The organism is Deltaproteobacteria bacterium, from assembly GCA_017302835.1.
Classification (GTDB): Bacteria; Bdellovibrionota; Bdellovibrionia; order Bdellovibrionales; family Bdellovibrionaceae; genus UBA2316.
In genome coordinates this window covers 118,362-135,197 of record JAFLCC010000006.1, presented here as the reverse complement: position 1 = coordinate 135,197, position 16,836 = coordinate 118,362, and the positions used below count along the sequence as shown (strand labels likewise).

The following is a 16,836-nucleotide window of genomic DNA, read 5'->3' as shown; positions in this document are numbered from 1 at the left end:
GTTGTTTACCATGATCCAAGAAGCCGGTCAAGACAGATACTTACTGCAGACCTCACAGAAAGATGACGGTAATCTCTGGGCGGAGCCCCTTTGATACTCTCTAACACGTAGTGACAGTTTTTCATAAATTCATCTGTCAAACCAAAACCTGTTCCAAAAATAAGAAATACTGGTTTTTTGCTTTCCCAGAGTATTTCTCTGGCTTCTTGAAACGCGATAGGGTTCGCTCCACTAACAGCTCTTGCATGGGTTGCAATAATTATAGGGTCCTCATCCGTTCCCAATCTTTCCTTCCAATCGGCAACAGCCTTCTCACAATCTTCGGCTGTTCTCACTGGATTCAAAGCCGTCTTTCGATAGGGATTGAATTTTGAGCCTTGCCCGACCCTCCAGTGGTCTAAAATTCTTTCTACAAACATCAGCTGTTCCTTCATTGGATGAATCAGATAATAGTGATGAACTCCAAATACAGAAGCGGCTCTGGCTATGTCATGAATATCAAAATTTGTAATATTGGTGGCCACTATTTTTTTTTCACGATCAAGAATAGGGTAATGAACAAGACCAATCGCCATCCTCGGGATAAAATCCTTATCTCCATTTCCATTTAAATTATTATCTCTATTCATCGAGCTTCAAATATCATATCTTGAATTCCACAGACAACCTTTTCTTTTTCACTCATCTGTTGGTAAAATATTTTCAATTCAGAAATACCAAAAGTTTTTCCGTTAATAAAATGAACTTGCTTTTTGGTGAAGAAATCCTGAAGCAAGTCAGGTCTTTTCTTAAGAGTTATCAATAGGGATATTTTTTCTTTCCACTCTTCAATTTTCTGATGGTGACCTGACAATAAAACTTCGGGAACCTCCAGCTCTTCCCATTTTTGTGGTCTTGTAAAACAGGGCGCTTCCAATAAATTGTCATAAAATGAATCTTTAATAGATGATTGAGAATTTCCCAGAACTCCTGGAACTTGCCTACTGATGGCATCCATAATGACCAAGGCTGGTAATTCTCCTCCACTCAAGACAAAATCACCTATGGAAATCTCTTCGATTTTATTATGGATGATAAATCTTTGATCAATGCCTGCGTACCGGCCACAAATAAAAGTAATTTCATCATAATTTAATAAATTTTTAACGTGATGCTGATTGAATGTTTTACCCTGGGGGGACAGATACAATGTCTTTATTATTTTAGAGTCAGATTGATTACTTTTATTAAAGCTCTCTAGGGCTTTATGCATAATTTCAGGTTTCAAAACCATTCCATCAATTCCACCGTAAGAAATTGAATCAACAGTACGATGAACATCTGTGGCTACAGATCTAGGATTGAAGAACTCACAGGAAATGATATTTTTATGAATAGCCTGCCCAACGACCCCTCCCTTGAGAGAAGCCTCAATCAGCTCAGGAAATAACGTGATAAAATTAAACTTCATTCCTTTACGACTCACTGTTAACAGTCATTAAACTTTCAGGAAAATCCATAACAATCACTTTATCTTCGTAACAAATATCCAAGATAAAATGATCAACGAAAGGAACCTCATAAATTAAATTATTTTTCTGAATCACCAAAATATCTTGAGCCGTATTTGATGAAAACTTCACGACAAGGCCCAGATCTTGACCTTGTTCATTGGTAATTTTAAAATTGAGAATTTCACTTAGATAAATTGTCTCTCCAGGTTTCGCAACAAGTGCTTGCTCTGGAATAAAAAGATTTCGACCTTTCAATTTTTCAGCCATGGTGCGATCTGAAATCCCCTTTAGCTTAATAATGGCACCCTCTTTAAAAATTTTATAATTTTCCAATTCGTACTTTTGAAAAGAAGGTTCGTCCTCATTCCTATTAATTGTTTCTAAATAAACTTCAGATAAATCATCAAACCATTCTGTTTCTCTTGAAAAAGAAAAAAAATAAAGTTCGCCCTTTAAGCCATGGGCATCTTTAATTTTTCCTACTTTAACTTTTGACGGTACTTCTGAATGCATAGAACGACTGTCTTCTCACAAAAACCAAGAAAAGAATATGAATCCCTCATTATCTGTAAATTCTTTAAGATTTGACGTATGAGATTATATATAAAGCTATTTGCTTAAGCTTGTTTCAGTTCCTTATTCAACTATATCTAAATGGTATCTTTTATTTAATTTGGTTCCCGCAGCTCTAATGATTGTTCTCATTGCAGCCGCTGTTTTTCCTTGTTTCCCAATAACTTTACCTAAGTCTTCTTTATCAACTTTTAAAGCTAATAAAGTTGTTTGTTGTCCAGGAATCTCATCCACTTCTACATTATCAGGCTTATCAACTAAGGACTTAGCCATGTGCTCAACGAGTACTTTTAAGCTATCCATCTATTCTCCCTATCGAAAAAAATATCTAAATTAACAAAAACCGAAACCAGTTTTAATAATCCAAATATTTCTCTACTAGAATTACGCTACTAGTTTTTTCTACTAGTTTTTCTCTACTATTTTAATTAGACACTGAGTCTATATAAAAAAACAACAATTATTTTTGGGCCTGGGCTAGCTTCACTACGTGCTTAACTCTAGGGGACGGCTGAGCCCCTTTTTTTAACCAAAAATCATATTTATCCATATCCATTTTGACCTGAATATCCTTACCTTTAGGTGTTGGAATATACGAACCAATAACTTCAATAAATTTACCTGTTACATATTTTCTTTGGTCAGCTACGGTGATCCTGTATTTAGGAGCGTGCTTTTTTCCTAATCTAGCTAGTCGAATTACTACCATTTTCCATCCTTTTTAGAATTAAACCTTAGTCTTAATATTTAATAAATGAAAAACTATCAAGTATTAAATGAGTTTTTTGTTAAAATCTTTTTCCCATAGGTCCTTTTCCTAAACCCATTTTCATAAACTGACTCATCATTTTTTGCGCTTCTTCAAATTGCTTGATCAATTTATTGACATCAGTAACCTGGGTTCCACTCCCCTTGGAAATCCTCAGACGCCTTGAGCCATTTAAAACCTTATGGTTTCTTCTTTCTTCATTTGTCATGGAACGAATTATGGCTTCAATCTTTTTAATCTCTTGGTCGGGAGGAGTCATATTTTTGAGTTGTTTTGAAATCTCCCCCATTCCTGGTAAAAATTTCATCAGAGTCTCAATCCCACCTAATTTTTTCATTTGTTGAATTTGAGCTAAAAAATCCTCCAAAGAAAATTGATTTTTTAATAGTTTTTCCGTGGATTGACGGGCTAGCTTATCGTCCATCACTTCTTGAGCTTTTTCGACGAGGGTAAGAACATCTCCCATGTCTAAAATTCGACCCGCCAGACGGTCTGGATGAAAAATATCCAAAGCTGAAACTTTTTCACCCACACCTAGAAATTTAATTGGAATGCCCGTAACTTCGCGGATACTTAAAGCGGCTCCCCCTCTGGCGTCTCCATCAATTTTAGTGAGAATAAGTCCCGTCAAAGAGAGACGCTGATGAAAACCTTCAGCTACCTGAACCGATTGCTGCCCCAACATGGCATCTGCAACCAATAATATTTCTTGAGGCTTCCAAATATTTTTTAAGTCAGAAAGCTCTGTCATCAAGGATTCATCGATGGTCAACCGACCTGCCGTATCCACAATGACAACCTCTAGTTTATGATCTTTGGCCCACTCTTTAGACAGCTTTAAAATCTCTTGAGGTTTTTGAGTTGGCTGAGAAGAAAAAACGGGAAAATTGTTTTGTTTGCCCAAAGTTTGCAATTGCTCAATGGCCGCTGGCCTATAAACATCTGCCGGCACCAATCCTACTTTTTTATTCTTTTTACTTCTTAGGAACAAAGCTAATTTGGCGGCACTGGTTGTCTTACCTGCCCCTTGAAGACCTACTAAGAACAACACGGTTGGTTCCGATGAGGATACTTCTAAATTTAACTCTGCAGTTCCACCACCCAAGGTTTTTACCAGCTCGTCATGGACAATTTTAATAAACATTTGTCCCGGGTTGACATTCTCAATTACTTTTTCACCAATGGCCTTGAGTTTTACCTCATCAATAAATTTTTTTACAACTTTAAAATTAACATCTGCATCTAATAAACTGAGTCGAATATCTTTGATAACCTCTTCAATATTGGCCTCAGAAATTCGCTGTCCACCTTTTAGTTTTTTAACTGAATTAAGAATCTTATCTGATAAATTTTCAAACATTTTTAACTCTAAAACGGATGAGTAAATTGGTGAATTTTTTTAAAGAATTTTCTTGATGACTCTAAAATTTGATTGTCAGTTAGGCTATCCAAAGGCTCAACTCCAACAAGATTTTTATATAAATCATGCTTGTGGTTTTTTTCAAGAAAAGTTCTAAAATGTGTTTTTGCCATTCCAGGGCCAAAAACTAAAAGCTCTTCAACCTTACCTATAGTTGAACAGACTTCCTTGAAAAAGTGTTGTTCTAAATTATCCTTATGGGTCTCTTGTTTGTTATTTGAATGCGACATTCCGTGCAGTTTGACTTCTTTTTTCTCTACAGCATCTGCTGAAATTTTAAATACCTTCGCATGTTCTGTATCTAACCATAAAACACTTGCTGACATCATGAACCTCCACGGTTAATTTTATTCTGTTTCAATAATCTCCTTGGACCATAACATTTCTAAAAAAATTTTCAAAGGTAGAAATTGGACTTTTTCACCTGTAAGGCGAGGCTGCGTCGATAGACAATAGTACGCAGAAAGAAGAGACCTTTTTTTGAATACCTCGTGTTTTTACAGAGGTTACCTTGCTCTGCTGATGGAGTTTGCAAATTCAATTTCTGGATTTTCCCTCTGGGCCCAATTCAAATCCCATTCTTGTTTTAAAAGAATAACTGGATTTTCATTAAGATCTCGAAAAATTTGAAACCCACCTTTCAGGATGTCCGTTGATTTCCCGTCCTTAGTTTTTGGCCAACGAGCCACGGAGTAGGGCAATCGATTCAATCGAACTTCAAGATTGTACTCATCTTGAAGTCGGTGAGCAAGCACTTCAAACTGCAGTTCTCCAACAGCGCCGATAAGTGGGTCCTGCATCCCCACTAAAGGATCGATAAAAATTTGAATCGCTCCTTCTTCCGCCAGGTGCTTCAAAGCCTCTTGTAATTTAGACCTTTTCAAAGCATCACCAACAGTTAGTTTCGTAAAAAGCTCGGGAGCAAACTTAGGAATATCTTCAAATTGAATTTGTCCCTGAACAGCCACACAATCGCCAATAGCAAAATTTCCCGTATCATTCACACCAACGATATCACCTGCATAGGCCACGTCCACTGTCTCTCGCTCTGCAGCCACAAATTGGTTCGAATAGGCCAACCTCAACTCTTTTTTCAAACGCATGTGCTGAACCTTCATCCCTCTTTCAAATTTTCCAGAACAGACGCGCAAGAAAGCAACACGGTCCCGGTGCCTCCGATCCATATTGGCTTGAATTTTAAAAACAAAGGCAGTGAAATTATTTTCCAAAGGGTCCATATCCTCCCCTGTTTTTCTTTTCCTTGCCTGAGGAGCTGGAGCATAGGAACAAAAAAAATGAAGAAAGGTATCCACTCCAAAATTTTGTTTTGCTGAACCAAAGGTGACGGGTGAGATCTCTCCGCTCAAAAAGGCGCCCACATCAAAGGGGGGTAAAGCACTTTCGATAAGTTCCAGCTCATCTCGAACCTGGGCTGCTGTTTCACGATCTAAAAACTCATCTAGCCTCGGATCAGAGACGCCATTAAACGCATACTTAATGGTCTCGTCCCCTTCGCGCCTTTGATCATAAAACTGAAGCTCCTGGGTGATACGATTATAAATCCCTTTAAACCTTTGCCCAATTCCTAAAGGCCAGGTCACTGGATAACATTGCATTCCCAATGTCTTTTCGATCTCGTCTATTAAGGTTAGAGGGTCTTTCCCTTCTCTGTCGAGTTTGTTAACAAAGGTAAAGATGGGCACCTGTCGGTAACGACAAACCTCGTAAAGTTTTTTAGTTCGTTCCTCAACTCCTTTAGCCACATCTATCAACATACAGGCGGAATCCACAGCCATCAAAACACGGTAGGTATCTTCAGAAAAATCTTTATGCCCAGGGGTATCTAGCAAATTAACTTTTAGCCCTTCATACTCAAAGGTCATCACCGAAGAAGTAATGGATATTCCCTTTTGTCTTTCCAACTCCATCCAATCTGAAGTCACTGCCTTGGTTCCTGATTTACCTTTGACTTCACCCGTTTCATGAATCACTCCTCCATGATAGAGTAGCTTTTCTGTGAGTGTTGTCTTTCCCGCATCGGGATGAGAGATAATGGCAAACGTGCGCCGCCTTTGAATTTCTTTTTGAGAGATAGTGTCAATTAGCATCCTTCGTTTTTACATTTTTGCAAGGTCTTGGGCAACTCAAAGCTTGACTCCTTTTTCAGATTACCTTACGAGTCAAGCTGAAGTTAAGCTGATGCTTAGGTGAAGCCCTAGTCCGTAACGAAATAAATACTTATTTTTGGGTTTGAAGCCCAAATTCAATAGGAGATTTAGATGCGCTTTTTTACTATTTCAACATTCTATCACTTTTTTAAAATTGCCAACTTAGAACAAGTCAAAATAGATCTGAAGGCTCTTGCTAAAAAAAATGAAATTTTGGGCCTCATTGTAACTGGCCCCGAAGGAATCAACTCTACCATTGCCTCTTCGACCCCTAAATCCATGGTCACTTTTAAAAATGAACTCCAAAAATATTTTGGGATTTCCATTTCGAATTTTAAAGATTCTACCTCAACAAAGCCTCCCTTTCGTCGATTTTCAGTCAAAGTCCGAGACGAAATTGTCACTACCGGTATTCCTGGCAGAGTCCCCGATGAGGATAAAAATTTTCATCTAAGTCCCGAGCAATGGGATCACATCTTAAAGCATGAAAAAGATTTTGTCATGATTGACACTCGAAATTGGTATGAATACAAAATTGGAACTTTTAAGGGCGCCCTTAATCCGAACATTGAAAAATTTACCGAGTTTCCAGAGTATTTTGAGTCTCAAAATATACCCAAAGATAAAAAAATTATGATCTTTTGCACTGGTGGTATTCGTTGTGAAAAAGGAATCTTAGAGCTTCAAGATAAGGGCTATAATAACGTTTATCAGCTTGATGGCGGAATTTTATCCTATCTCAAAGAAAAACCTAATGAAGAATTTATTGGGGAATGCTTTGTTTTTGATAACCGGGTGGCTGTAAATCAAAACCTATCCCCATCGGAAAAATTCAAGCTTTGCCCCCATTGCGGTCAGCCTGCAGAGACTAAAATCATTTGCCAGCACTGCGATGTGGAGGCCCTGATCTGTGATGACTGTCTGAAGTTGGACCTAAAAAAAGGCACTTGCTCTAAAAACTGCGCCTACCAAGCCACTATTCATCCAGGAAGGAAGAAAGAAAAATCAAATAGGAAAAGGCAAGCAGCAACTTCAACATTATGAAATTCAAAACCATCAAGTTCAATAATCTGAAAAAGAATGTTTATTTGCCACTATTAAAAACGTAGCTCAAAGTTAACATCGTTCTCGTAGAATTAAACTTTGAAAACAAAGTAGAAATATCTAAATCCGTAAATGAAGACACATCAAATTTGGTATAAGTATCTGTGTGATATTCCAGATTAACACTGATGTTATTGTGAAATTTATAACCAAGTCCAACACGAGAAGAAGTTCCTTTAAAAGTGACCTCCGCAGAAGCGGATTTATCTTTTAAGCTGTTATTAAAACCATAACCAGCAAAAACTCGAAAACCCATTGGGAAATCAAAACCCAAAGTAGCCCCTAAAGTCGTATGCTCAAAATTATCATCAGCAACACTGGAATCGTCGTACTTTATAGTTCCCGATCCACCCATGTACTCACCCGCAAGCCAATAACCACCAGAAAACATCCATCCTAATCGAGCCCCATAACCTGTTCCTGTAGATTTAGCCCCACAGTCGCCTCCAACAACATTGGTACAATCCGTCTTACCCGATTCATATCCCAACCACGGTTCTGCCATAAATCCGGCACGGGCACTTGCTGAAAATAAAAAACCTGCCAAAATTACAAGTAGTGTTTTCATATTTTTCTCCATTCATGTATATTTTATTTGCTCAAATCCAATGTCATAATAATTATATTCACTTTTCTTTTTTGTGAATAGGTTTACTAGGAAAAGTAGACTTAAGTTCTGGAAACTTTAGTGTGGGCTTTTTTTGCTCGCGAACTGCAACGTATCTATTTACTTCAAGTAACAAAAGAATTTTTCAAAGACAATAATTCACCAATTCCATTGGAATACTGGAATAAGGAAAATACAACGCTCTGCTGTAATTCAGATTAAAGGGTGGTTACATTAAACCGCTTAGAATACCTGATAACTAAAGTTTCTTGAAATTTCCCGATCAGCGAAAACATATGTTATCTTAATAGTTAAGGTCCCATGGCCTTCACAACTGAGGGTACCAATGGCATTTGGCTTTAATGTTGGCTTAACATCTTTGCTAAATTCACAATTGAACGCACTCCCTGTTACTGAGCTGACTGCGGTAACAACCTCGAACCTCACAAAGGCAGAATCCATTAGTGGATCTAAATAGACGCCGTATGCGAAGTCAGTTCTTTCATTAAACAGATCGATAAAACTTGATTGAGCAATTGGGTAAGTTCTATTTATCGTGGTAGAAGCAAAAGGAACTTCTGCAAAAAGAAACATTCCCTGACCAATAAATGAATTATCTGAACTTTCGGGTTTAACCACATTGTACTCGACGAACTGTCGACTGCTTTCATTATTACGCTGTATTTCAAGGACAAGCTTTCCAGATCCATAGCAGATAAATGCGTAGCTCGCTTTCGTAATTAAACTTGAAAATGAATTTACTTTAGTTCCAAATATACAGTTAGAAGAACTCATCGAAGCTTTCGTAATTTTGTAAGTTGAAGAACTATATGTCTCTAAATTAATAAAATTCTCAATAAAACTCAAAGTATAAAACTTTTGCTCAAATAAATTTTTACTACTAGTGCCTGAAACTTCAAACTCCAAACTTTCTAAGAAAGCAGCAGAAGCTGACCCTGGATTAGCTGGGACTTGTGGACTAGCTGGAACTTGGTTTTCTGGCGGGGTGCTAATTCGTGGAATAACAAAAAACTTCCGTTGTTCAACTGCCGTTGCTTGACCTGGATTTAAGAAAGTAATTTTCAAATCTAAAACACCTGGCCCAGAACACGACCCTTTATGAGCATGCTTTGAAGTAGCTTCTCGCCTCAGCAAACATATTGCTGTTGAGGTACTTTGAATTTCAATTGTTAACTCAGCATCGTTTCTAAGCTTACGATTTAAAAAGGAAACGTTATAATTTTCACCTACATAAAGATAACCGTCTTTGACCTCAGAATTTTGAGTCAAATTTTGAACAGTCAATTCCGAAATACCTTCAACAAATTGATCTTCCGAAAGCTGACCTTCAATTGAGGGATCAACACGTTGATCTTCAGATAAGAAAGATCGCGAGCAATTTTGAAAACCTAGACTGATAGCAGCCACAAAAACAAAAAGTAGAAAGCCACGACCATATTTACTAAGTTTCATTAGTCCCCCTTTTTCGAGAATAACCGAATTTGTCTGAAAAGTTAAAATAAAAATTAAATTGTGCTTCATTTTGAAATGGGAAAGCCCCAGAATGAAGTTTAGTATGAAATCAGGTTGTATTATTTTTCTGGCAGCTCAATCGAATACAAAAAAGGCAATAGACCTGTTTCATTTTAGGCGGCTACTACGACCCTATCAGGTCACTTGCAGCTGAAGGCAAAACTTTTCTTAAAAATACAGCTATCTCGCTTTTTTTGTTTTGGCTCACAATTTCTGGGGTGCCCGAGGCCACGATTTCACCGCCATTTTTTCCACCATCAGGACCCAAATCAATAAGATGATCTGCGGTTTTTATCACTTCCACATTGTGTTCAATGACAAGCAAGGTATTTCCTTGCTCTGTAAGCTCATGTAATAATTCAACTAACTTTCGAATGTCCTCGAAATGTAAACCCGTGGTGGGCTCATCTAAAATATAAAGTGTTTTTCCCGTACCTCTTTTAGAAAGTTCTTTAGATAGCTTCACTCGTTGGGCTTCTCCTCCAGACAAAGTTGTCGAGCTTTGCCCTAGGGTCATGTAATCAAGACCCACACGGGAAAGGGTCTCTAGTTTTTTGTAAATAGCCATATGATTCTTAAAAAAATCTAAGGCCTCCCCTACGGACATTTCAAGGATTTGAGCGATGTTTTTTTCTTTATACGTAACAGCCAAGGTTTCACGATTATAACGTTTTCCATTGCAGGAATCGCAGGGAACAAAAACATCGGCTAGAAAATGCATTTCCATTTTAATTTGCCCGTGCCCCTGACAAGATTCACACCGCCCCCCCTTGACATTAAAGCTAAATCGTCCAGGAGTATAACCTCGCAGCTTAGCATCGGGGATCTGCGAGTACAGGTCTCTGATCATTGGCAAAAGTCCAACATAGGTAGCCGGAGTAGATCTGGGGGTTCTGCCGATGGGCTTTTGATCTATCTCAATAACTTTATCTATGTGCTCAAGTCCTGAAATTTTTTGATAAGGTGAAGGCACCACGCTGGATTTATAAAACTCTTTGGCTAAGAGTTTATAGAGAGTATCAATAATCAAAGTACTTTTTCCACTGCCAGACACCCCAGTGACACAATTAAATAAACCTAACGGAATTTTCAAATTTACATTTTTTAAGTTGTTTCCTGTCGCCCCTGTGAGCTCAATAAACTTACCATTTCCCTGACGACGGATCTTGGGAATAGGAATATGTAATACTCGATTTAAATATTTTCCAGTAAGAGAATTTTTATTCTTCATCACCTCCTGGGGGGTGCCTTCAGCAAGTATTTCACCACCCAGCTTGCCAGCTCGAGGTCCTAGATCTACCACATGGTCGGCAAATAATATGGTATCTTCATCGTGTTCAACAAGGATAATGGTATTGCCCCGATCTCGCAATTCGGCAATGATATTCAATAATCGATGATGATCTCTTGGATGAAGCCCAATGCTTGGTTCATCCATCACATAGAGCACGCCAATTAATGAAGACCCTACTTGTGTTGCAAGCCTGATTCTCTGAGCTTCGCCACCGGAAAGGGTTCTTGAGGACCGGCTCATGCTTAAATAACCTGTCCCCACTCGGATAAGATAATCTAATCTGTTTTGTATTTGTAAAATAATTTTTTCTGCCACTAGCAAATCTTTGGATTTAAAAATATCTTTTTTATCTTTCACTTCTTGAAGAAATTCCTTTAACTCCAAACAAGAATAGTCGGCCACTTCGGAAATATTTTGATGATGAATTTTGACATTCAAGGCCTCTGGTTTTAATCGATGGCCTTGGCAGCTGGGACAAACAGAGATATCTGGTTCAAAACTGAAATCATCATCCTCTTCTTTTTCCTTTGCATTTTTTAAGGTGTACTTGACCTTACTTAATTTTTTATTTCCGCCCTCACCTTCTTCATAAATTTCTTCTTCTAAAAAATCGAGGGTTCCCAAACCATGACAGGTAGGACAATACCCGCGTGGGTTATTAAAACTGAAAAGCCTTGGCTCCAAATCTGAAAAAGAATAACCGCATTCGGGACAAGCTGACTTCAGAGAAAACAATTGCCGCTTTCCCTGATGAGTTTCTAAAATGATTTTCCCCTCTGCCATTATCAGAGCCGTATTGACACTTTCAGAAAGTCTTGATTTTACAGAGTCCTTGATGATCAGCTGATCAATAACTAAATCGATATCATGGGGTTTTGTTTTGGCTAATTTTGTTGCCTGGGATAGTTCTATAAATTTCCCATCCACTTTGGCTTTTATAAAACCTTTTTTTTGCCATTTTTGAAATTCATTTAAAAACTCCCCTTTTTTTCCTTGGGCCATAGGAGCCAAGATATAAATCTTATGGTTATCCCCTAACTTCAAAATATCACTCACAATTTCTTGTGGCGTTTGTGATGTCACGGGAATTTGATGCTGCGGACATAAGGGAGTTCCGACCTTTGCATACAATAACCTTAAGAAATCATAAATTTCGGTAACGGTACCTACTGTGGATCTTGGATTACTCCCTACGGACTTTTGATCAATCGCAATGGCCGGAGATAAACCCGTTATGGAGTCCACTTCAGGTTTCTTTAATTGCTCGAGAAATTGTTTGGCGTAGGAAGACAAACTATCTATGTAACGGCGTTGCCCTTCTGCATAGATCGTGTCAAAGGCGAGGGAGGATTTTCCTGAACCGCTGAGCCCTGTAAAAACAGTTATTTTATTCCTGGGGATATTTAAGTTGAGAGATTTTAAATTATGTTCCCTGGCATTTTTAATAATAATTACTTCTTCATCGATCTTGATCTCATTCATCGTGCTTAAGTCTGACATGCCGGACACACTCCGTAAAGTTCTAACACGTGATGAGTTAATTTAAAACCATATTGATGAGCCACCTTTTCCTGCAACACCTCGATATTTTTATTTTCAAATTCAACAATACGACCGCACTGAGTGCAGGTCATGTGATCATGATGTTTTTTGGGAGTGAGCTCATAACGCGTAGGCATCCCGCCCATCCTTACTTCTGTTACTGAATTCACTTTTGAGAGGTCTTTTAAAAACCGATAGACTGTCGCAAATCCTAAGGCTGAATTGATCTTTTGCACTTTCTCAAAAAGTTCTTGAGCCGTGATATGTTTTCTGTTCTCATGAAGCACCTTTAAGATCTGCATCCTTTGGGGAGTGACCTTTAAATTTATCTTCCTAATGATATTTCGAAAGTCATCCTCCGTCCATTTTTCATCAAAAAATAAGGTTTCATTATCTATTTGCCGAGGTAACAATTTTTCTTCTATTTTTTTTATCATTTCTGGAATATAGTTGAAAATTATTTTCATTTGCAATAGAATTGTCGAGGCCTGTCTGAAAAGACTTAAATCGAGGCCGCAGGGTGGTACAAGTGGACAAACCGAGATGAAAAAAATAGTATTAGCAAGTTCTTCCCTCTACAGGCAACAGCAATTAAAAATTCTTGGTCTAACCTTTGAATCGCAAAATCCATTGATTGATGAAGATTTCGAAAAAAACAAAAACTGTTCCCTTAATCCTTCTGTATTGGCTTTGCGATTAAGCTATTTGAAAGCCTCTTCGGTAGCCAAGGAAGACCAAATCACCATTGGCGGCGACCAGCTGGTTCATCTTCACAATGAAATTCTTGGAAAAGCAGGGACACGCGAGAAGGCCATTCTTCAACTCATGAAACTTCAAGGCCAAACTCATGAATTAATAACCGCTCTTACGGTGCTCGATGGCGCTTATCAAGAAGACATACTAAATATAACTAAAATTAAAATAAAGCCTTTACGACGAGCCCAAATCGAAAGCTATGTCGATCTTGATTCCCCCTGGGACTGCGCTGGCTCCTATAAAATGGAGGCTCACGGAATTCAGATCATAGAAACTATTGAATCAACAGATCCCACAGCTATTCAAGGAATTCCACTTCTTGGACTTTCAAAAATTTTGGAAAAATATGGAATCTTCATTCCATAAGAATATAAACAGTAGAGCGACCTCCACCTATTTTTTTTATTATTTTTAAATGAATGAGTTTGTTTAAATCTTCTACCGCTTGAGTCCTTCCAATATTGGCTAGCAATTGATATTGCTCGGCAGATATTTTTTTATGGGATTTAAATAAGTTTATACCCATAGAAAGACGCTTCTCTAAAAACAATTCTTCTTTTTCAAAACTCAAATTTTCAATTCGCGAATAAGCCTCTTTAATTGAGTATAATAAACCTTTAATCCAATATTCTAACCAAGGAGTCAAATCTAGACGAGCAGAAATATTATAAAAAATATCACCCTGCAAGGCATGCAACTGTTCATAATATGTTTTTCGATTCAATTCGTGATATTTTTCAAATGCCACGAATTCAACAAAACTTAAACCACCATGCCTAAGTATATTAGTTGACCAAAGTCGTCCCAGACGGCCATTGCCATCCAAAAAAGGATGAATAGATTCGAAATGAAAATGAAAAATTCCAGAGTCAATAACAGCTTCTGCGATTGAAGGTTTTTTTAAAAAAGCAATTTTAAAAAGATTTTTCATTAAATCTTCTACATCTGTCCACTCTGGGGGGAGATAAATAACTTTCTGAGTCTTGGAATCTTTTATGGCATTTTGAAGTTGTCGGTATTTCCCTCTTATTGATTTAAGCAAAATTCCTGTGAGCAGAATGTCATGACTTTTTAAAAGATTGATTTTGTTTATGTTGATATTTGATTCGAATATAAATTGACGAGCTTTCGCATAATTAATAACCTCTTTGAGTTCTCTAGACGCTTTGAGATGAGTTTTCTGACCCAGCGTCTCTGTAACCTGTTTTAAAGTCAGCTGATTTCCTTCAATTTTAGTAGAAAAATGAGCTGATTCAGCTAGGCTTTGTTGTCTATAAAATAATCTATCAGATAATGAAAATACTTTTGCTGAAATTTCCCCTTGCATTCTAGAAATTTCAACTAGGCTTTCAACCATAACTTTAGAATAAGTAAACTCTTGTGAAAGAAACATTCTTTCGCTATTCTTTCACTATTCTTTCATTAAATCAACGTTATTCCTTAAAGATTTTTATTCAGGCGTTGTTCCTGTTTGATATATCTAGGTACATGAATGTCCCCAGATAATGATTAGAATTTGTATCAAATTGAAATTTCTGACTCATTATCCTTTATTAAAAGAATCTTTCTGATCTAATATTACAGACTGGGGATTCTGAGTATAGGAACGTCACTTGAAAAAAATGCTTGCCAGTATATGTACAACAAAAAGATACCGGACTGAGATTATGTTTCAACCTGCCTTTGATGTAGATTGACTATTGAGATTTTAGAGATAGACTTACCCTGGTATGTCACTTCTTCGGCTTAATCGTCTTTCTACTTCTGATCCCTTCTGGATAACCCTTCTGAAGGGAATTATTGAGCGAGTTCTGTCAATACAACCAAATTCGTCCATCTATATTTTTGGTTCTTTTGTAGCTGACCGATTTACAGCAGAATCAGATTTAGACCTAGCTGTCATTATTCCTGATGAGGAGAGTCCTAAGCTTTTCTTGCAAAAAATTTATGAGTCAGGTCGGTTATCCCAATGGCCACTCGACCTTCTTGTTTTCAAAAAAAGTGACTTTATCAAAAGAAGTGAAATTGGCGGCGTCTGTTTTGATATCAAAGAATCGGGTGTTGAATTACATCCAAATTGGAGTTTAAATGGGTCCACTCGCTAAAAAGTATAAGAAAAAATATGCCTATGAGCTTGCACGTATTGCTAAAGGGGATTTAGATTCTGCCAAGGCATTGAGTGCCGCAAAAATTGGACGACCAGAGAACATTGTTTACCACTCACAACAATGTACGGAAAAGCTATTGAAGGCTGTCCTTTGTTTTTATGAAAAACCCATCCCGCACACCCACGATTTAGAAGCCCTGGTGGCTGTGCTTCCAGAAAAAGTAGTTCCTCCAGATGCCTTTCTACTTGGAACACTTTCTCAGTATGCCACTATAAGAAAATACGAAGAAGGCAGTGAAGAATTAAGCCACGAGGATTTTCAAAATTGCATTCTGTTAGCTAGCAGAGTCTTGTTATGGGCCGAGAAGATTCTCGGCCCTGAAAAACCTTAATATTCCTTTTAAGTGATGAAAATAAATATGTTTATTTTCATCACACAGACAATAATCATTACTATTTGGTTAAATAAAATACGAATGTTGTCTTCTTACCAGAAAATTTAGCCATACAAGCAGGTTTTCCTGTACTTGTAGAGATTTCTGAAGATTGATAAGTGGCCAATAATTTTGAATCGCTGATTTTTTTAATGGATAAACCACCGGTATCAATGACTTTGCAATTAACCCAACTATTACCGTTAACTTGAACTCCATTATAGTGTTCTTGTCTAGTTAAAATCGTTCCACCACTGCCATCCGGGAATGGCTTATATTGGTCAAAAAACACCATTTGGCTTGGCCGGAAATTAACTTTCACAAAATCAGCTGGATTTGAAGATGACCAATCTGTGGCAACTCTTGGTAAGCAAGCAGCACCTGATCGCTCTAATCCAGAACGATAGTAATACTCTGAATAACACTGCAATTGTGCTAATTTGGCTGAATCAGAACTGCCAGAGTTTGCGATTGAAGAATATGAAGTTCCTGAAGCCAATTGTGAGGCATTCAAATCTGTCCAATTGAAATTCACTGAACTACTTGTTTGAACGAAGTTTGAAGAATTGGTGACGGCCCATTTATTAACACAAGTCATACCACTCCAGTTTTGAACTTCCGCGAGTTTCGAAGTTGCCGTAACCACACAACCACCTCCTAAACTGACTTGGTAAAGACTCGCATTATCTGGTCCACACTTCCATGCCATAGAGTAAGAAGTACCACCAATAGTGATGTCTGTAGCGCTACAACCAGGATTCACGCTATGTTGAAGTGTTGCTGTGCTCATCTTCCAGTTGTCTGTTAGAGTCACAGTTCCTGTTGTGCTTGTCACCTGATCTAAGAAGTTAGTGACTGATGTAGCAAATGAGAAGGTAGAATCAGCCGCTCCATTGGAACTAAAATCCACGCCAATTTCAGATTTTACACTTGAAGGTAAGCCAATTTTACCACCACAGGCATTAAAACCAGTTTCGCTATCCCAAACTTGTAAACCGTGAATGGGAGAAGCATCAGCGGTTTTCACGCCAGACCA

The 16,836-nt window shown here is 37.8% G+C and carries 18 protein-coding genes; 4 read left to right on the top strand and 14 right to left on the bottom strand.

All coding sequences use genetic code 11. The features are described 5' to 3' along the window. Positions 1-5 precede the first annotated feature (5 nt). The 8 genes from J0M15_08625 to J0M15_08590 form a co-directional block, all read right to left on the bottom strand. Positions 6-629, bottom strand: a complete 624-nt coding sequence (locus J0M15_08625; GenBank protein ID MBN8537105.1) for an RNA methyltransferase — start codon at positions 627-629, stop codon at positions 6-8. Then, entirely contained in the window at positions 626-1,450 is an 825-nt protein-coding gene (trmD, locus tag J0M15_08620; protein ID MBN8537104.1) for a tRNA (guanosine(37)-N1)-methyltransferase TrmD, read from the bottom strand. Before trmD ends, J0M15_08625 begins: the two co-directional genes overlap by 4 nt. A 4-nt stretch (positions 1,451-1,454) precedes the next feature. Next, the gene (gene rimM / locus J0M15_08615) at positions 1,455-2,006 is read right to left on the bottom strand and encodes a 16S rRNA processing protein RimM (protein MBN8537103.1); all 552 of its coding nucleotides are present in this window, start codon (positions 2,004-2,006) and stop codon (positions 1,455-1,457) included. Between the two features lie 123 nt (positions 2,007-2,129). Beyond that, positions 2,130-2,369 (bottom strand): KH domain-containing protein, encoded by a 240-nt coding sequence (locus tag J0M15_08610; GenBank protein ID MBN8537102.1) that lies wholly within the window; start codon positions 2,367-2,369, stop codon positions 2,130-2,132. Between the two features lie 157 nt (positions 2,370-2,526). Beyond that, positions 2,527-2,775 (bottom strand): 30S ribosomal protein S16, encoded by a 249-nt coding sequence (gene rpsP, locus J0M15_08605; protein ID MBN8537101.1) that lies wholly within the window; start codon positions 2,773-2,775, stop codon positions 2,527-2,529. 79 nt (positions 2,776-2,854) lie between these two features. Beyond that, positions 2,855-4,195 carry a signal recognition particle protein gene (gene ffh, locus J0M15_08600; protein ID MBN8537100.1) on the bottom strand — a complete coding sequence of 447 codons (1,341 nt, stop codon included), beginning with the start codon at positions 4,193-4,195 and terminating at the stop codon, positions 2,855-2,857. Between the two features lie 8 nt (positions 4,196-4,203). Beyond that, the gene (locus tag J0M15_08595) at positions 4,204-4,581 is read right to left on the bottom strand and encodes a hypothetical protein (GenBank protein ID MBN8537099.1); all 378 of its coding nucleotides are present in this window, start codon (positions 4,579-4,581) and stop codon (positions 4,204-4,206) included. A 180-nt stretch (positions 4,582-4,761) separates the two neighbouring features. Beyond that, positions 4,762-6,363 carry a peptide chain release factor 3 gene (locus J0M15_08590; GenBank protein ID MBN8537098.1) on the bottom strand — a complete coding sequence of 534 codons (1,602 nt, stop codon included), beginning with the start codon at positions 6,361-6,363 and terminating at the stop codon, positions 4,762-4,764. Between the two features lie 171 nt (positions 6,364-6,534). Between J0M15_08590 and J0M15_08585 the strand changes: the two genes are divergently transcribed. Next, positions 6,535-7,467 carry a hypothetical protein gene (locus J0M15_08585; protein ID MBN8537097.1) on the top strand — a complete coding sequence of 311 codons (933 nt, stop codon included), beginning with the start codon at positions 6,535-6,537 and terminating at the stop codon, positions 7,465-7,467. A gap of 40 nt (positions 7,468-7,507) precedes the next feature. Here J0M15_08585 and J0M15_08580 read toward each other — a convergent pair whose 3' ends face one another. From J0M15_08580 to J0M15_08565, 4 genes are all read right to left on the bottom strand, one after another. Continuing rightward, positions 7,508-8,095 carry an outer membrane beta-barrel protein gene (locus tag J0M15_08580; GenBank protein MBN8537096.1) on the bottom strand — a complete coding sequence of 196 codons (588 nt, stop codon included), beginning with the start codon at positions 8,093-8,095 and terminating at the stop codon, positions 7,508-7,510. A gap of 282 nt (positions 8,096-8,377) precedes the next feature. After that, positions 8,378-9,607 (bottom strand): hypothetical protein, encoded by a 1,230-nt coding sequence (locus J0M15_08575; protein MBN8537095.1) that lies wholly within the window; start codon positions 9,605-9,607, stop codon positions 8,378-8,380. Positions 9,608-9,791: 184 nt separating this feature from the next. Then, positions 9,792-12,443, bottom strand: coding sequence for an excinuclease ABC subunit UvrA (gene uvrA, locus J0M15_08570; protein ID MBN8537094.1), 2,652 nt, complete (start codon positions 12,441-12,443; stop codon positions 9,792-9,794). A gap of 5 nt (positions 12,444-12,448) precedes the next feature. Next, on the bottom strand, positions 12,449-12,940 hold the full coding sequence (locus tag J0M15_08565; GenBank protein MBN8537093.1) for a transcriptional repressor: 492 nt from the start codon (positions 12,938-12,940) through the stop codon (positions 12,449-12,451). A gap of 106 nt (positions 12,941-13,046) precedes the next feature. On the opposite strand from J0M15_08565, the gene J0M15_08560 reads away from it, so the two are divergent. Next, the gene (locus J0M15_08560; protein ID MBN8537092.1) at positions 13,047-13,625 is read left to right on the top strand and encodes a Maf-like protein; all 579 of its coding nucleotides are present in this window, start codon (positions 13,047-13,049) and stop codon (positions 13,623-13,625) included. On the opposite strand, the gene J0M15_08555 is transcribed toward J0M15_08560, so the two are convergent. Continuing rightward, positions 13,615-14,652 carry a Fic family protein gene (locus J0M15_08555; GenBank protein MBN8537091.1) on the bottom strand — a complete coding sequence of 346 codons (1,038 nt, stop codon included), beginning with the start codon at positions 14,650-14,652 and terminating at the stop codon, positions 13,615-13,617. The two genes, J0M15_08560 and J0M15_08555, sit on opposite strands and share 11 nt — an antisense overlap. Before the next feature lie 337 nt (positions 14,653-14,989). On the opposite strand from J0M15_08555, the gene J0M15_08550 reads away from it, so the two are divergent. Both J0M15_08550 and J0M15_08545 read left to right on the top strand, forming a co-directional pair. After that, the gene (locus J0M15_08550; GenBank protein MBN8537090.1) at positions 14,990-15,364 is read left to right on the top strand and encodes a nucleotidyltransferase domain-containing protein; all 375 of its coding nucleotides are present in this window, start codon (positions 14,990-14,992) and stop codon (positions 15,362-15,364) included. Continuing rightward, the gene (locus tag J0M15_08545; protein MBN8537089.1) at positions 15,348-15,758 is read left to right on the top strand and encodes a HEPN domain-containing protein; all 411 of its coding nucleotides are present in this window, start codon (positions 15,348-15,350) and stop codon (positions 15,756-15,758) included. Before J0M15_08550 ends, J0M15_08545 begins: the two co-directional genes overlap by 17 nt. Before the next feature lie 61 nt (positions 15,759-15,819). On the opposite strand, the gene J0M15_08540 is transcribed toward J0M15_08545, so the two are convergent. Beyond that, on the bottom strand, positions 15,820-16,827 hold the full coding sequence (locus tag J0M15_08540; GenBank protein MBN8537088.1) for a hypothetical protein: 1,008 nt from the start codon (positions 16,825-16,827) through the stop codon (positions 15,820-15,822). Positions 16,828-16,836 lie beyond the last annotated feature (9 nt).

Coding starts and splice junctions, on each gene's coding strand:
- rpsP (MBN8537101.1), bottom strand. CDS start 2,775: ATGGTAGTAATTCGACTAGCTAGATTAGGAAAAAAGCACGCTCCTAAA.
- uvrA (MBN8537094.1), bottom strand. CDS start 12,443: ATGAATGAGATCAAGATCGATGAAGAAGTAATTATTATTAAAAATGCC.
- J0M15_08585 (MBN8537097.1), top strand. CDS start 6,535: ATGCGCTTTTTTACTATTTCAACATTCTATCACTTTTTTAAAATTGCC.
- J0M15_08565 (MBN8537093.1), bottom strand. CDS start 12,940: ATGATAAAAAAAATAGAAGAAAAATTGTTACCTCGGCAAATAGATAAT.
- J0M15_08610 (MBN8537102.1), bottom strand. CDS start 2,369: ATGGATAGCTTAAAAGTACTCGTTGAGCACATGGCTAAGTCCTTAGTT.
- trmD (MBN8537104.1), bottom strand. CDS start 1,450: ATGAAGTTTAATTTTATCACGTTATTTCCTGAGCTGATTGAGGCTTCT.
- J0M15_08555 (MBN8537091.1), bottom strand. CDS start 14,652: ATGTTTCTTTCACAAGAGTTTACTTATTCTAAAGTTATGGTTGAAAGC.
- J0M15_08590 (MBN8537098.1), bottom strand. CDS start 6,363: ATGCTAATTGACACTATCTCTCAAAAAGAAATTCAAAGGCGGCGCACG.
- J0M15_08550 (MBN8537090.1), top strand. CDS start 14,990: ATGTCACTTCTTCGGCTTAATCGTCTTTCTACTTCTGATCCCTTCTGG.
- J0M15_08580 (MBN8537096.1), bottom strand. CDS start 8,095: ATGAAAACACTACTTGTAATTTTGGCAGGTTTTTTATTTTCAGCAAGT.
- J0M15_08575 (MBN8537095.1), bottom strand. CDS start 9,607: ATGAAACTTAGTAAATATGGTCGTGGCTTTCTACTTTTTGTTTTTGTG.
- rimM (MBN8537103.1), bottom strand. CDS start 2,006: ATGCATTCAGAAGTACCGTCAAAAGTTAAAGTAGGAAAAATTAAAGAT.
- ffh (MBN8537100.1), bottom strand. CDS start 4,195: ATGTTTGAAAATTTATCAGATAAGATTCTTAATTCAGTTAAAAAACTA.
- J0M15_08595 (MBN8537099.1), bottom strand. CDS start 4,581: ATGTCAGCAAGTGTTTTATGGTTAGATACAGAACATGCGAAGGTATTT.
- J0M15_08625 (MBN8537105.1), bottom strand. CDS start 629: ATGAATAGAGATAATAATTTAAATGGAAATGGAGATAAGGATTTTATC.
- J0M15_08545 (MBN8537089.1), top strand. CDS start 15,348: ATGGGTCCACTCGCTAAAAAGTATAAGAAAAAATATGCCTATGAGCTT.
- J0M15_08560 (MBN8537092.1), top strand. CDS start 13,047: ATGAAAAAAATAGTATTAGCAAGTTCTTCCCTCTACAGGCAACAGCAA.